We start from the raw sequence: 15,669 nt of genomic DNA on the forward strand, positions 1-15,669 counted from the left end.
TTTTATCCCCAGATAATTAAATATAAAATACTAAAAATCAATTGAACTAGCCAAAAGACAATGTCAACTTTCCATTCGCTCCAACCTGAAAGTTCAAAGTGGTGGTGAATTGGCGTCATCTTAAAAACTCTTTTATGGGTTAACTTGAAACTAGTTACTTGTATCATAACACTTGCAGTTTCACAAACGAATACAAGTCCCACTAAAAGTAAAGACCATGGTCTATTTAATAAAATTGCAATTGCAGCAAGAGAGCCACCTAAAGCAAGGGACCCAGCATCACCCATAAAAATTTTAGCAGGTTTATGATTGAAGATTAAGAAGATTATTAATCCACCAATTACACTCATACAAAAAACCAAAATTGCCAAATTTTCTTGCTTAAAGGCCAAGTATGCATATGTAGCAAAACTGACAATAGATAAACCACTAGCTAAACCATCTAAACCATCTGATAAATTCACAGCATTAGAAAATCCGACTAACCAAAAAATAGTAAATAGCACAAAAATTACCGGTCCAGTTAGCGCTCCGCCCCAAGGCATGCGTAAAGCGAATGCAAAACGATCAAAACTAGCAATTAAAACTAAAACAATAGCAATAAAAATTTGCAAAAGTAGCTTTTGCCACGCTCTTAATCCTAAGTTGTTTTTCCAAATAATTTTTAAACCATCATCTAAAAAGCCAATTAATCCATGCCCTAATAAAGCGATTATCAAAATAATTGCTATATTATTAAAGCTCTGCTTCCAAACTAAAACTAAAGTTGTTGCAATAACAGAAGCTATTACAAAAACGGTACCTCCCATTGTTGGCGTTCCTGCTTTTTTCAAATGGGCTTTCGGTCCTTCTTCTCGAATTGGTTGTCCTTCATGGTGCATGTGCATAAAGACAATCAACCATGGCAAAAATATTGCTGTAATAACCATACTAATAACTAAGGCATAGATACTATATAGCATTATTATCTCCCTCTATATCTCTATTTTGTTTTTATTGTAATTTCCTGTCCGTTTTTTAAGGTAGTTCCTGCTTTAATACTTTGTAACTTAACTTTTCCATCCTCTGATCCAGAAACCTTAACACTGACTCCTGCCAAAGCAGCATATTGTTTCACTTCTTCAACAGTCCAATTTGTAAAATCAGCACATGAAATCTTTCCACTAGTTAAGACAAATACTTTGCTTCCAGCTGAAAGTTTCTGCCCTGTAGCAGGTGTTTGCTGAGTAACTACATCACTTGAGCCAAGCACTTCAACTGATAAAGCTACTTTTTCAATGTCATTTTTAGCATTAGAAACAGACTTACCAACGACATTTGGCACTTCTTCTTTGCTTGCACTAGCTTTTTTAGTTACTGAACTAGAAAGAATAAGTCGATTCATCATTGGCTTAAAAATTGAAGCTAAAATCGTTTCAGCTGGATCGGTCATCTTTTGTGGTTGTTTCATAGTTAAGTAAACTGCATAGTGAGGATTATTGGCTGGAGTAACCCCAATCACAGAGAAAATATAATTATTATTTCCTGTTAAATATCCACTTGAACCAGCAATTTGAGCCGTCCCTGTTTTTACAGCAATGCTTTTTCCAGCAATTTTATAAGCGGTCCCTGTTCCGTATTGTTTATTAACAACATCTTGCATCCCCTGTAAAACTGTCTTAACGGTAGATTCAGAAACAACTTTCTTGCCAACTTTTTGTACTTTATAGTTTTGAACCACCTTACCAGTTGGTGAAACAATTTTTTCAACTAGTTGTGGTTTGACCATCTGACCCTTATTTGCAAGAATACTGTAAGCTTGCATCATTTGCCAGACATTCACATTAACCCCTTGTCCAAATGAAGTTACAGCTTGATCTAATTTACTCTTAAATGCAATCATACCTGCTTGCTCACCTGGCAAAGTAATACCTGTTTTTTTTGTGATACCAAATTTATTTAGATAGCTTCTCCACGTAGAAGCTCCCATCTTTTGCTCTAAAATACTTAAACCAACATTACTTGAACGAGGGAAGGCTTCATACAAAGGAATCGAACCCCATCCAGTAACATTCCAATCATGAATTGTTGAGCCATTCAACGTAAGAGATCCTGATTTATATAATTCATTAGGATTATAATGGCCAGAATTGATAGCAGCAGCAAAAGACAGTATTTTGAATACTGAACCTGGTTCATATGTTGCTTGGGTTAACAAATCAGTATATGAATCCGTTAATCCTTTTTTAGTCTGAGCATCAAACGTAGGTCTTTGTGATGCTGCTAAAACTTTACCCGTCCGTAAATCCTCAACTACTGCTGTTAAAGCCTTAGGCTGATACTTACTTTGAACTTTCGTTAACAAATTCTCTAAATAATTCTGTAATTGACTATCAAGAGTCAAATAAATATCATCACCATTTTTTGCTGCTTGATAAGCATTGGTACCATTTGGAAGTTGATATTCTGAAGCATCAACGCTACTTTCTTTATAGCCATCTCTTCCGGCAAGATATTTGTTGTAATATGCTTCAAGTCCCATTGTTCCAACCAAATCAGTTGACTTTGTTTTTTTGTTGTAAACCGGCTGAGCTAATCCAACAATATGTGAGGCAAAAGTACCATTAGGATATAGTCTAGATGGTGATTCAATAAACTTAATCCCTGGCAACTTCATTTTTTCAATTTTTTGTTTTTGCTCAATTGTTAAATTAGAACCACCAGATCCAAATTGAACTTGGAATGCCTTAGTTTTTGGATTTAAATATTTTAAGATTTGTTCTTTAGATAAAGGTAAAACTGTAGCTAATTTTTCAGCGGTTTTATCTTTATTAACAACATACTCTGGCTTATTCTTATAGTTTATTGATGAATGATCAAGTATTGCATAAATCGTATAAACATGTGAATCTTCTGCAATAGTAAAACCATTGCGGTCATAAATCGTACCTCTAGTTGCTTTAAGCACTTGATTTCTCTTATATAAAGCAGCTGTTCGAGCAGATAAATTTTCGCCAGCAACGGTTTTTGAAATACTTATATATAAAGTTCGTCCTAAAAAAATAAGAAAAACCAAGGCAACAATAACCTGAAGGACTCTCCCCACCTGAAAACGGTTACTGTGAACATTGGTTTTTGTTGTTTTTATATTATTTGAATTCTTCATTATTAATCAACAGTCCTAATATTACTTTCGATTAAGCTAAGACCTTCTTGCTTAGCAATTTTATTCATTCTTGAACTTGAAGTAAGTTCACCGATTTCTTGTCTTAAATTAGAAGAATCGGTTTGACTACTTGTAAGCTCAGTTTGAATATTGGCTAATTGGTGTTGTGCACTAGTTGCTGCAACACTAGTAAATACAAGCATGGCAGCCATGGCGATAGTAACAATAGAGCCAGCAATTAAAATAAAAATTTCAGACCTAGAAAACGGCACTTTATTGGGATCAACAGACATTCTTCTTTCTGTTTCAAAAGTACTTCTTGCTTTTCTACTAGGTTCATAATTATAATTTAGATTTCTTGCGGAACTATCAGCCATTTTTCTATCCTCTTATAACTTTTCTGCAACTCTTAATTTAGCACTGTGTGAGCGGTTGTTGTTAGCTAACTCTGAAGCTGTAGCAAGAATAGGTTTTCTATTTACCAGTTTAAGTTTTGGTTTCAAATTATCTGGAATTATTGGAATTCCACGTGGTACATCAACTTCAGAATTTTCTTTAAATATTTTTTTTACTATTTTATCTTCATGCGATTGAAAAGTAATTACGCTAATCCGTCCACCAGGTCTTAATAGTTCAATTGCTTCTTGCAAAGAGGCTTTTAAGCTATCTAATTCATGATTTACTTCAACGCGAATTGCTTGAAAACTCTTTTTAGCAGGATGCCCGCCAGTTCTTCTTTTAGCAGCTGGAATAGCTTCTTTAATAAGCTCTACCAATTCGAATGTGGTTTCAATTGGTTTTTGTTGTCGTCTTTGAACGATTTTACGGGCAATTTGCCGTGAGAATTTTTCATCACCATATTGATAAAGAACATCTGCTAGTTGAGATTGAGAATATGAATTTACCACTTGATATGCATCAAGCTCTTGTTCTTGATTCATTCTCATATCCAATCTAGCATCAAATCTATATGAAAAGCCTCGATCAGGTTGATCGAATTGTGGAGAAGAAACTCCTAAATCATAATAAATTCCATCAATGCCATCTTTAATTCCCAGCTTATTTAAATTATCAGTTAAATGACTGAAATTATCATGAACCATAATTAACTGTGGCTGATGATTACCAGATAAATATTCAGAGAAATTATCTTTAGCAGCATTAATTGCGTAATTATCTTGATCAAATCCAACCAAAACACCTGTATTGAGCTTACTTAATAAATAGCGAGCATGACCTCCACCACCAAAAGTCGCATCAACATATAGGCCTTCATCTTTTACATTTAAATTATCAATTGTTTCCCTGAGTAATACACTTGTGTGCTTGAAATTCGTTGTCATAATTCAATATCATCCAAATCTTCTGCAATGTCATCGTAGTTTTCATCAGCATCATCAGTAAAATCATCCCATCGTTTTTGTGACCAAATCTCTATACGGTTGGAAACACCAACAATGACACATTCTTTTTCCAATTCTGCATGTTCTTTCAAGGTAGCAGTTAAATTAACTCTACCCTGTTTATCAAACTCACTTTCCATTGCCCCAGAATAAAACAAACGTGTAAATTTACGCACATTTCGTTTAGTCAGGGGGAGTTTGGCTAATTTAGCTTCAATCTTTTGCCATTCTTCTTCAGAATAACCAAAAATACAGCCTTCCATCCCACGAGTGAAGATAATTTTATCACCCATTTGGTTACGAAATTTGGCAGGAATTATCAAGCGTCCTTTCGCATCCAAATTGTGATGATATTCACCCATGAACATGACGGTAGCCTCCCTTCCAAGTAATAATCTACCACAATTCCCCACTTCCTACCACAATATTACAAATAATTGTGAAACTTTTTTAACAATTATTTTCTTAGAATATAAAAACAGCGCTAAATCAACCTTTAGCGCTGTTAAACTTTCTTTATTAATTGTGGGGATTTTGTTTTTATATTTGAAATTCTTATACTAAATTAGATAATAATTGTGAATAAAAGTCCAATGTACCAAAAAATTGTACAAACTGTGAGATAATCCCATAATTTCCGGATTAATTTTCCAGAATCAATATTTTTGAACTTAATAGCACTGCTAATACTAATAACAAGTACCAAAACAAAATAAGTTAAAAAACCATATGGCAAAAAAGATGGATTTTTTAAAAAATTTGATATATTTTGACAAGCAGCAATAAAGAAGAAAGGTAATACATCGTATCCGCGAAATTTTGCTTTGGGAAATACTGCATTAACAATCGCTGCTGTAATGAAGCCGAGAACTGGTAGTAAAATAATCATTAACATTTATAATCTCCTTTATTCTTCCTCTCAATTTTATCAATAAATTGCAAAACAATTCCAGCTAAGCTAAAATACAAGCTTAGGAGGATTTTTCATGGCACGTAAAAAGAAGTCTAAATTTCAAAAGCTTACAATTGTAATGGCAGTATTAATGGCATTGATTACTCTCTTAGCCATTTTAATTCCTGTATTACAAGGCTTAAATATTTTCTAATAGTTTAAATAAAAAAGGTTGTTGCCAATTGCAACAACCTTTTTATTTATAATAATTCATTTTTATTGCAAAAGGATATTCTCGACCCAAAAGATTAAATAAAGGATAGCTCAAGCTTGCTAAAATCAAAGCTAAAATAGCATTAGCAATCATCCCCCATAGAACTTGGGAAAAAGAGATAGAAATCGTACTTGCAATTGTCAAAATAAACCAAAAGAATGCATCAAAAAGCAAATAACAAATAACAATTACTGGAACTCTAACCACAAAAACATCAGGTAATATACGGGTAACCTTTTGACATAGCCATGAAACTAATGTTAGTCCAACTGTATAAGGTCCAATAAAGCCTAGATAATAAATATCCGCTATCAATCCTATAAAAAAGGCTAAAATAATTTCATTATTGTTATTTTCGTCAATTAAGCTACATGCCGCTACAGCAATAACAACTAACCAAAAACTGGCGCTCACTCCACTTAGCCCTAATAACGAATGAGCATAAATACTAGCAACACCATCAATAATTAACGCACCAAATTCTGCAATCGCAATATACCATCTTGATAACTTAGATCTAGAATTCATTATTCTGAGACCTTTCTTTCAACTACAGACACAACTGAGGCATCTCCAATAGAACCAGCTGGTTTAATTTCAATTAAATCAGACAATCCAAATGAATCTCTAGTAGTTTTTGCAACAGTACCTACTAATAGCCCCTTTGGAGAACGCCCACCTAAGCCACTAGTATAAACTTTAGCACCCTTCTTGAGCTTTTTACTATCAACAACTTGCGTGAAATACAAAGAATTTGTGTCATCACTATTAACAGTAATAATACCATGGACTTTTTTACCATTAGCAGCATCAGCTTCAACACTAAATCTATTGGCTGATTTATCAGTGGTAGTAATCAATTCAACTTTTGACGTTGCTGAATTAACCTCGAGTATTCTCCCAATTACACCACCACCAGACATAACTGCCTGATTTTTCTTAATACCACTACTTGAACCTTTATCAATAATTAAAATATCTGACCAAGTATCAGGTGAACGTGAAATCACTGAGGCATTAACTATAGTGTAAGTTGTTAATGTATTTTTTAAGTTGAGAGCTGATTTAAGTTGCTTATTTTCTGCTTCTAAACTTGAATTTCGTGCTTTGGTTTGAGCCAAGTTAGATACTTGGCTTTTTAAATGATCATTTTCTTTTTGCATATTAATAATACTATTGATATTACTAATGCCATCAGATGCTAAAGAAACTGGCCAATTAACTACTCGACTAGCAACTGAAATAATATCATTACCCATTTTTTGGAAGAACAGTGGACTATTCCGTTTACTTCTTAAACTAACTGTAATTCCTAAAATAATAACAACTAGCAAAGTAGTCAAAAAACTAACAAGTATCTTTTTATTTTGTAAAAACTTCTTCATTAATCTAATTTCTTCAATTTCATAAAATAAAAACCGGCTTTCGCCGATTCATTATTTATGTGCTCTCCGCATTACTTCAATATTCTTCAAAGATTCACCAGTCCCAATGGCTACACAGTCAAGTGGATCTTGAGCAATAAATACAGGAACCTTAGTAGCTTCTGAAATAACTTCTGAAAGGTTCTTAAGTAAAGCACCACCACCAGTTAAAACAATACCGTGGTCAATAACATCAGCTGCAATTTCAGGAGAAGTTTCTTCTAAAGTTTCTTTGATTGCAACAATAATATCTTGAACTACTTCTTGAATAGCTTCTGCTACATCAACTGCATTAACATCAACAGATTTAGGTAATCCAGTAATTAAATCTCGACCTCTAATGTTCATAGATTCAATTTCCTTTGCCTTTTCAACAGAAGCAGAGCCAATTTGAATCTTAATATCTTCAGCAGTTCTTTCACCAATTAAGAGATTAAACTTTTGGTGAATATAGCTTGAAATTGAGCTATTGAATTTATCCCCAGCTTGGCGAGTTGAACGACTTGATACGATCCCACCTAAAGAAATAGTAGCAACATCAGTAGTTCCCCCACCAATGTCAACAACCATTGAACCTGTTGGATCCATAACTGGAAGTCCAGCACCAATAGCTGCTGCAAATGGTTCTTCAATTACATATGCTTCTCTTGCACCAGCAACACGGGCGGCATCAATTACTGCACGCTTTTCAACTTCAGTAACACCAGATGGAACACAAATCATAACTGCAGGCTTAGAATTACCTACTGTCTTTTCCATAAAGTATTTAAGCATTGCAGCAGTTGTATCATAATCTGCAATAACCCCATCCTTCATTGGACGAATAGCTCTAATAGTACCCGGTGTTCTACCAATCATTTCCTTAGCTTCTGAACCAACAGAAATAACTTCACCAGTTTGGGTATTCTTGGCAACAACAGAAGGTTCACGTAAAACAATACCTTTACCTTCCATGTAAACTAATGTGTTAGCTGTACCAAGGTCAATCCCGATATTCTTTGATCCTAATCCAAACACGAATATCTCTCCTTAATAATTGTGGTCTCAATAAATCTTGAACTATTATAGCATATTAAACAAGGAAGCGGCCGGATTTAACGGGATTTTAATAACCCTTAAATTAATTGCTCCTCTTTAAAGCTTAAATAGCTTCGATCAGCAACAATAATGTGATCTAAAAAATTAATCCCCATCAAATCACTTGCTTTATTTATTTGTTTAGTAAATTCAATATCTTTTTGTGAAGGGTTGGCATCCCCACTAGGATGATTATGGGCTATTAAGATACCAACACTATTGTAAAATACTGCCCACCTAAATATGTCTCGTGGATGAACAACAGATCGATTAACCGTTCCTTGAAAAAGCAAACGCTCTCCTAGAACCTTATTTTTATTATCAAGATATATAACAACTAATTGCTCTTGTTCCACTCCTAAAAATCTGTCAATTAAATATTTTCCAACTTCATGACTGGAAACAAATTGAATTAACTTTCTAGTTCTAACTGCTTTTAATCTTTTTAATAAAGTTATCGTTCTGCTTAAAAGTTCATCATCTATCTGACAACTTGTCAAATAATCATAAATTTGTCCAAAATTTTCTAACTTTTTATTTAATAAAACATTATTAAGCTCAGCGAAGCTCTTAATTCCAGCTTCTTCAAGCAAAATAAAAATTTCATTTAATAATTCTTGATCTGTTTTTAATAAGTAGTGGTCCTTATCTGCAATCTGCATTAAATCGCTCCTTCCACTACTTATATACAAAATTTTAAGCGATTTTTTCTAAAAAATCCAAAAAGCTTGTACAGATTAAACTAGCATTCTTCTTATCCTTTAAACTAGGACTTTTCAAGTCTGGAATCATTATTCCCTGAATGCCAGCATCTTTACTAGCAGCAATGCCAGTTGATGAATCTTCAAAGATTATCAGCTCTTGTTTATTCAACTTTAATTCTTTTGCTGCTAATTCATAAATATCTCCAGCTGGCTTAGGGGCTAATTCAAATTTTTCAACATCATCATATGATAAATAAAAATCAAAATATGATTTAATGCCCGTTTTGGTAATAGCGTGTTCAATTACCCTTTTATAGTTACTTGATGCAATTGCAAGATGCAAGCCTCTGCTTTTAAACTCATCTAGAGCTTCCTGTACACCTTTTTGTAACTTTAACTTTCCCTCATCTGTCCATTGCCAAACCAAGTCATCTGTTCGCTTAATAAATGCATCACGTTCTATTTCACTAGCAAAATATTTATGATAAAAATTCTGCATATCTTTAGCCGTTGCACCTGTCAACTTTAGATATGAATCTTCTGGAATATCAAGTTTTGCTTCTTGAGCTGCTTGAATATTAGCTTGCCAATATAATTTTTCTGAATTGACTAATAATCCATCAAGGTCAAAAATCACACCCTTAATATTACCAACTAATCCTTTAACTTGCATCTATCTTCTCCTGAAAATTTAAAATCTGACTAACTAAATAAAATGAACCAGTTACAACAAGAGTATCATTTTCTTTCAAATTTTTCTTTAAATCAATATATGCTTGGATGGCATTTTTTCTATACTTATATTTTTCTAAAACTTCAGCTGGAAAGTCTGCTTTTTTAGCAGCCCGTGGATAATCAATTGTTGTTAGAGTTATTTTTTCATTGTGATTAAACAAAGTAAAAACCTCTGACAAATCTTTATCTTTCATCATAGTTATCAAAACATAAATTTGTCCTTTATTTTTCTCAGCATTAACAAAATCAATCAAATTATTCATTGCTTGCATGTTATGAGCTCCATCCAAAATTATTGTTGGTTTAGTTTTAATTATCTGATAGCGCCCCGGAATTTTCGTCAAATTAATTATTTTTTCAATTTCAGTTGGTAAAATTGATAAATTAAGTAAGCTCAAGACCTGACAAGCTATTGCTATATCAAATCCTTCTACTAGGGGACGTGATTCAAATTGATATATCCCCATCTTTGTGTGAACTAGCAATTTATTTTCTGCACTCATAACCGAAAAATCTTTATTCAATTGGTACATTGGAGCTGATTTTACTTGGGCTTCTTTTTGAATTATGGGAAGTATACTCTCAGGTACATTACCTAAAACTACTGGTCGCTTATCTTTTATTATTCCAGCTTTTTCAAAAGCAATATCTTGCAGCGTGGGGCCAATAATCTTTTCATGATCCAAACCAACTGTTGTAATAACACTTACTTCAGGAATTATGACATTTGTTTTATCATGACGGGCGCCGATTCCTACTTCAATTACAGCATAATTACAACGTTTTTTTGCAAAATACCAAAACGCTAAAGCGACCTCATACTCGAATGTTACTAACTCAATTTTAAGTTTTTGCAAAATTTGATAGATATAATTAGCCCCAACTAAAAGATCTTCAATTGAAATATTTTGGCTATTTAATTGGATTCGTTCATTAAATTCGCGAATATATGGTGAGACAAAAAGGCCAGTCTTTTGACCGGCCTTTTCTAGTAAATTACTAATGTAATAGCACGTAGAACCTTTACCATTAGTGCCTGTAACATGAACTGTCTTCACCTTATCTTGTGGATTATCCATTTCTGCCAAAACCTGCTTAATATAACTTAAATCACTTTTTTTATGCAAACGTGGTAACGCATAGAGATAATTTAAAAAATCAGATAAAGTATTAAATTTATTCACATTAACGACTTTCTTTTAATTCTTGCATCCGTGCTTTAACAGCTTCAAGTTGACTTTCATAATCAGCTTGTTTTTCCTTTTCCTTAGCAATTACTGCTTCGGGTGCATTCTTGACAAATCCTTCATTTGAAAGTTTCTTGCTTGCACGCATAACTTCGCCTTCGAGGCGCTTAGCTTCTTTTTCCATTTTAGCTAATTCTTCATCTAAATCAACAATATCAGCCAATGGAACGAAGATTTGAGCTCCTGGAATAACGGCAGTCTTAGCTAATTTTGGAGCTGAAACTTGAGTTGATACTTCCATATTCTTAGGATGTAAGAAGTTTTGGACGTATTCTGCATTATCCTCTAAAATCTTCTTATCTTCTGCTTTATCAAGTTGAATCAAAATATCAATTGAGCTTGACATTGGTGCATTAACTTCCATTCGAATATTTCTTACAGCCTTAATAACTTCAATCATGAAGTTCATTTGGTTATCAGCATCATTGTTTTCAAATTCAGTATGAGTTACAGGATAACTTGCAACTGAGATACTCTTGCCTTCATGTGGCATTGATAACCATAGCTTTTCAGTTACAAATGGCATAATTGGGTGCATCAAACGCAAAATTTGATCTAAAATCCAAATTAAGTTTTCTTGCTTTCTAGCCTTTAAATCTTCGTCATCACCATTTAAGGCAACCTTAGAGATTTCAATGTACCAATCACAGAAGTCATTCCAAATGAAGTTGTACATTTCTCTGCCAGCTTCACCAAATTGGAATTCATCAAATAAGCGGTTTACTTCTTTAACAGTGTGGTTCAAACGGTCGAAAATCCACTTATCAGCCAAATCAAATTTGGCAACATCCGGCATATGAGCAGGCTTAGCATCACTAGGTAAGTTCATGATTACGAATCTTGAAGCATTCCAGATTTTATTGATAAAGTTCCAAGCTGAGTCCATCTTAGTGTAGCTGAAACGAGTATCTTGACCAGGTGCTGTTCCGTTAAGCAAGAACCAACGCAAGGCATCAGCACCATATTTATCAATTACATCCATTGGGTCAATCCCGTTACCCAAAGACTTACTCATCTTACGTCCTTGTTCATCACGAATTAAACCGTGAAGCACAACATGGTCAAATGGCTTTTGCTTAGTAAAGTGCAAACTTTGGAAAATCATTCTAGATACCCAGAAGAAAATGATGTCATAACCAGTTACTAATGCATTAGTTGGGAAGTAACGCTTGAAATCTGCTGCGTTTTCATCAGGCCAACCTAAAGTTGAAAATGGCCAAAGAGCTGAACTAAACCAAGTATCAAGCACATCTTCATCTTGACGCCAATTTTCAATATCTTTAGGAGCTTCTTCACCAACATACATTTCGCCAGTTTCTTTATTGTACCAAGCTGGAATTCGGTGCCCCCACCATAATTGACGAGAAATTACCCAGTCATGAACATTTTCCATCCATTGTTCAAAAGTTTGGCTAAATCTTTCTGGAACGAAGTCAATCTTGCCAGCAGTCTTTTGATTTTCAAGTGCTTTTTCAGCAAGTGGCTTCATTTTAACAAACCATTGAGTTGAAAGACGTGGTTCAACTTGAACGCCACTTCTTTCAGAGTGACCCACTGAGTGAACGATTGGTTCAACTTTAATTAAGTAGCCTTCTTTTTCCAAGTCCTTAACTAATGCTTCACGGCAATCAAATCGGTCCATTCCTGCATACTTACCACATTCTTCATTCATGGTACCATTAGCATTCATAACATTGATGCGTTTAAGGTCATGCCGGTTACCCACTAAGAAGTCATTAGGGTCATGAGCTGGTGTAATTTTAACCAACCCAGTACCAAATTCTGGATCAACATGTTGATCTTCAATAATTGGAATGTGACGACCAACAAGTGGCAAGATTAATTCTTTACCAACTATGTCCTTGTATCTTTCATCCCCAGGGGCAACAGCAACAGCAACGTCACCAAACATAGTTTCTGGACGAGTGGTTGCAATTTCTACAAAACCACTACCATCTGCAAATGGATACTTAACATGGTAAAAGGCTCCCTTATCATCTTGGTGAATAACTTCAATATCACTTAAAGCAGTTTCAAGTTTCGGATCCCAGTTAATGATATATTGACCGCGATAAATCAAGCCTTCATTGTAAAGTTGAACGAAGACTTTTCTTACAGCCTTTGAAAGCCCCTTATCTAAAGTGAAACGTTCACGACTGTAATCAAGTGACAAACCTAATTTTGCCCATTGAGACTTGATAATATTTGCATATTCATCTTTCCAGTCCCAAACTTGCTTAACAAACTTTTCTCTACCCATTTGATGACGGTCTAAGCCTTGCTTACGCAATTTTGCTTCAACCTTTGCTTGCATTGCAATTCCTGCATGATCCATTCCTGGCAAGTAGAGCGTATCATAGCCTTGCATCCGCTTGAGTCGAATTAAAGTATCTTGAATAGATGTATCCCAAGCATGCCCCAAATGAAGCTTACCTGTTACATTTGGTGGCGGAATCACAATAGAATATGGGTGAGCTTTTTTATCACCAGATGGCTTAAATAAATCTTCATCAAGCCAAGTTTGATATCTACCTTCTTCAACCTCATTAGGGTTGTATTTTGGCGCTAAATTTGTCATTTTTACCTCCATAAAAAAAGTCCTAGACAAAAGTCTAGGACGATTAACTGACCGCGGTACCACCTATATTAAGTATAGAAAAAATTTCCATACTTCTCTTTAAGCGATAACGGTGCTAATCCGGATAAACTTACTTAATTTCAATCTACCAGCTGACCAAGCTACCCGAAATCCTCTGGCCTCTCAGAATTAATGGCTGTTCTCTGTAAACGAAGATTCTCCTCTTGGCTATGCTGTTTTATAAAAGAAAGTATAACATAAAAATTCACTACTAACTATCTTTTAATGCAGATATCTCTGCTTTAGTTAATTTCCGATACTTCCCTAATAATAAATTTTCATCTAAGCTCAAATTTCCCATACTTATTCGTTTGAGCCTTACTACACCTAAATCAAACAAACCAAACATTCGTTTAATTTGGTGGAATTTTCCTTCATGAATTGTAATAAAGCCTTGCTTTTTATTACTTTTATCAATCTTTAATTGAGATGGACTAACTTTTGTACCATCAGCTAAAGTGACTCCCTTAGCAAAGTTGACAATCAACTCATCAGATACCTCATAATCTAACTCAACAAAATAAGTCTTAGCAACGTGTTTTTTGGGACTAAGTAAATTGTGGTTAAGTTGACCATCATTAGTAAGCAACAATAACCCTGTAGTATCTTTATCTAGACGTCCTACAGGGCTTAACCCTTGATAGCGATCCTTATGCTCGATTAAATCAAGTACAGTCTTTTGTTGTGGGTCCTCGGTTGCGGTAATTACTCCCGCTGGCTTATTTAACATAAAATAATGAAATTGTTCATAAGCTATAGTTTCATCAGCTACTTTAACTATATCTGTATCAGCAACTTGTTGTTTTGCCTGCTTAACCAGTTGACCATTTACAGTAACTTTTTTTGCCTTAATTAAATCATGAACCTCTTTTCGAGATCCAACTTTCATATTCGCTAAATACTTATCAATTCGCATTAAAGTAAATCCTGATCTGCTGTTTGATCATCAATAAACTTTTCATTAGGCTTAATTGTGCTAATTTCAATACCTTCCATTGCTCTTTGCAAAAGCCCTTCAACATCTAAACGTTTTTCATATTCGATTGCTTTTTCAATCTTAGGTTTAGTTTTTGGACGTGGTGGGGCAAAAATAGTACAACAATCTTCAAAAGGCATTACTGAAAGATCAAAAGTTCCAATTTCTTCTGCCAAACGAATGATTTCTGTCTTATCCATCGTTGCAACAGGACGAATTACAGGAGTTGTTGTTACATTATTTATTGCTGCCATAGATTCTAGAGTTTGTGACGCAACTTGTCCAACTGATTCACCATTAAAAATTGCTAACCCTTTGCGCTTTTCTCGAATCATATCAGCTAAACGCAACATAAAGCGTCGTTGAATTGTCATCAAATACCCTTCTGGCAGCTTTTCTTTAATTGTTTCTTGAATTTCAGCAAAAGGAACCGCAATAAAAGTAATTTTTCCACAGTAATTTGCTAAAATACCTGTCAATTCTTTAGCTTTTGCTAAGGCTTTATCGCTAGTGTATGGTGGGCTGAAAAAGTGTACCATTTCAATATCAACGCCACGCTTTAAAGCAAGATATGATGCAACAGGCGAATCAATTCCCCCACTAAGCATCATTACTGCCTTACCAGCTGTACCTACTGGCATTCCACCTGGTCCATGTAATAATTGATTAGATATATAAACAGCATCCTGACGAACTTCTAAACGCAATACAACATCAGGATGTTTCATTTCAACCTTAGGATTTGGTAAGTTATCAAATAAATAATCTCCTACCATTAAGTTAAGTTGATTGGTGTCATATTCAAAACGATGATCCGCTCTTTTAGTATTTACCTTAAAAGTCATCCCAGATTTATAAACTGCCTGCATTATTTCAAGGGCAGTCTTTTTGATTGCTTCAAGGGTTTTCTCAGTTCTTATAACTGGTGAATAAGTTTGGATACCAAATACTTTCTTTAAGCGGCGATCAACTTCTTCAAATGAAGCGCCATTCAAGACAATATGCATTCGATCATGTTTGGGATAAATTTTTACATTTTCTAAATCCGCAAGAACTTTTTCTACGTTACCGGCCAAACGACCAATAAAATCCTTTCTATTCTTGCCTTTAGTTGATAATTCGCCATAACGAACCATAACTTCAGTATATTGCAT

The 15,669-nt window shown here is 34.4% G+C and carries 16 protein-coding genes; 1 reads left to right on the plus strand and 15 read right to left on the minus strand.

Features of this window, described 5'->3' with window-relative positions; genetic code table 11:
• Nucleotides 1-2: 2 nt before the first annotated feature.
• The 6 genes from mraY to ACNDLV_RS01355 all read right to left on the minus strand — a co-directional run bounded on the left by mraY (nucleotide 3) and on the right by ACNDLV_RS01355 (nucleotide 5,443).
• Nucleotides 3-962, minus strand: coding sequence for a phospho-N-acetylmuramoyl-pentapeptide-transferase (gene mraY, locus ACNDLV_RS01330; protein ID WP_006586554.1), 960 nt, complete (start codon nucleotides 960-962; stop codon nucleotides 3-5).
• A 20-nt stretch (nucleotides 963-982) separates the two neighbouring features.
• Complete coding sequence (locus ACNDLV_RS01335) at nucleotides 983-3,145, minus strand: peptidoglycan D,D-transpeptidase FtsI family protein (RefSeq protein ID WP_006587185.1); 2,163 nt, start codon at nucleotides 3,143-3,145, stop codon at nucleotides 983-985.
• Nucleotides 3,146-3,147: 2 nt separating this feature from the next.
• Complete coding sequence (gene ftsL / locus ACNDLV_RS01340) at nucleotides 3,148-3,522, minus strand: cell division protein FtsL (protein WP_006587184.1); 375 nt, start codon at nucleotides 3,520-3,522, stop codon at nucleotides 3,148-3,150.
• Between the two features lie 12 nt (nucleotides 3,523-3,534).
• The gene (gene rsmH / locus ACNDLV_RS01345) at nucleotides 3,535-4,488 is read right to left on the minus strand and encodes a 16S rRNA (cytosine(1402)-N(4))-methyltransferase RsmH (protein WP_006586551.1); all 954 of its coding nucleotides are present in this window, start codon (nucleotides 4,486-4,488) and stop codon (nucleotides 3,535-3,537) included.
• Nucleotides 4,485-4,916: a division/cell wall cluster transcriptional repressor MraZ gene (mraZ, locus tag ACNDLV_RS01350; RefSeq protein ID WP_006587183.1), complete on the minus strand. Its 432-nt coding sequence runs from the start codon at nucleotides 4,914-4,916 to the stop codon at nucleotides 4,485-4,487. The genes rsmH and mraZ overlap by 4 nt, the downstream gene beginning before the upstream one ends.
• Nucleotides 4,917-5,113: 197 nt before the next feature.
• Nucleotides 5,114-5,443 carry a DUF3397 domain-containing protein gene (locus tag ACNDLV_RS01355; protein ID WP_006586548.1) on the minus strand — a complete coding sequence of 110 codons (330 nt, stop codon included), beginning with the start codon at nucleotides 5,441-5,443 and terminating at the stop codon, nucleotides 5,114-5,116.
• A gap of 91 nt (nucleotides 5,444-5,534) precedes the next feature.
• Here ACNDLV_RS01355 and ACNDLV_RS01360 point away from each other — a divergent pair, with 91 nt between their 5' ends.
• Nucleotides 5,535-5,654 (plus strand): DUF4044 domain-containing protein, encoded by a 120-nt coding sequence (locus ACNDLV_RS01360; protein ID WP_006586547.1) that lies wholly within the window; start codon nucleotides 5,535-5,537, stop codon nucleotides 5,652-5,654.
• 42 nt (nucleotides 5,655-5,696) lie between these two features.
• Here ACNDLV_RS01360 and mreD read toward each other — a convergent pair whose 3' ends face one another.
• From mreD to thiI, 9 genes are all read right to left on the minus strand, one after another.
• The gene (gene mreD, locus ACNDLV_RS01365; protein ID WP_006586546.1) at nucleotides 5,697-6,242 is read right to left on the minus strand and encodes a rod shape-determining protein MreD; all 546 of its coding nucleotides are present in this window, start codon (nucleotides 6,240-6,242) and stop codon (nucleotides 5,697-5,699) included.
• Nucleotides 6,242-7,099, minus strand: coding sequence for a rod shape-determining protein MreC (gene mreC, locus ACNDLV_RS01370; protein ID WP_006586545.1), 858 nt, complete (start codon nucleotides 7,097-7,099; stop codon nucleotides 6,242-6,244). Before mreC ends, mreD begins: the two co-directional genes overlap by 1 nt.
• Nucleotides 7,100-7,150: 51 nt before the next feature.
• Complete coding sequence (locus ACNDLV_RS01375) at nucleotides 7,151-8,155, minus strand: rod shape-determining protein (protein WP_006586544.1); 1,005 nt, start codon at nucleotides 8,153-8,155, stop codon at nucleotides 7,151-7,153.
• Between the two features lie 98 nt (nucleotides 8,156-8,253).
• Nucleotides 8,254-8,877, minus strand: coding sequence for a JAB domain-containing protein (locus ACNDLV_RS01380; protein ID WP_006586543.1), 624 nt, complete (start codon nucleotides 8,875-8,877; stop codon nucleotides 8,254-8,256).
• A gap of 34 nt (nucleotides 8,878-8,911) precedes the next feature.
• Entirely contained in the window at nucleotides 8,912-9,592 is a 681-nt protein-coding gene (locus ACNDLV_RS01385; RefSeq protein ID WP_006586542.1) for an HAD family hydrolase, read from the minus strand.
• The gene (locus tag ACNDLV_RS01390) at nucleotides 9,582-10,838 is read right to left on the minus strand and encodes a bifunctional folylpolyglutamate synthase/dihydrofolate synthase (protein WP_006586541.1); all 1,257 of its coding nucleotides are present in this window, start codon (nucleotides 10,836-10,838) and stop codon (nucleotides 9,582-9,584) included. The genes ACNDLV_RS01385 and ACNDLV_RS01390 overlap by 11 nt, the downstream gene beginning before the upstream one ends.
• Nucleotide 10,839: 1 nt before the next feature.
• A complete protein-coding gene (locus ACNDLV_RS01395; RefSeq protein ID WP_006587181.1) occupies nucleotides 10,840-13,479 on the minus strand; it encodes a valine--tRNA ligase in 2,640 nt (879 codons plus the stop codon).
• Between the two features lie 271 nt (nucleotides 13,480-13,750).
• The gene (locus ACNDLV_RS01400) at nucleotides 13,751-14,455 is read right to left on the minus strand and encodes a pseudouridine synthase (RefSeq protein WP_006586539.1); all 705 of its coding nucleotides are present in this window, start codon (nucleotides 14,453-14,455) and stop codon (nucleotides 13,751-13,753) included.
• Complete coding sequence (gene thiI / locus ACNDLV_RS01405) at nucleotides 14,455-15,669, minus strand: tRNA uracil 4-sulfurtransferase ThiI (RefSeq protein WP_006586538.1); 1,215 nt, start codon at nucleotides 15,667-15,669, stop codon at nucleotides 14,455-14,457. Before thiI ends, ACNDLV_RS01400 begins: the two co-directional genes overlap by 1 nt.

This window comes from Lactobacillus fornicalis (genome assembly GCF_055362665.1).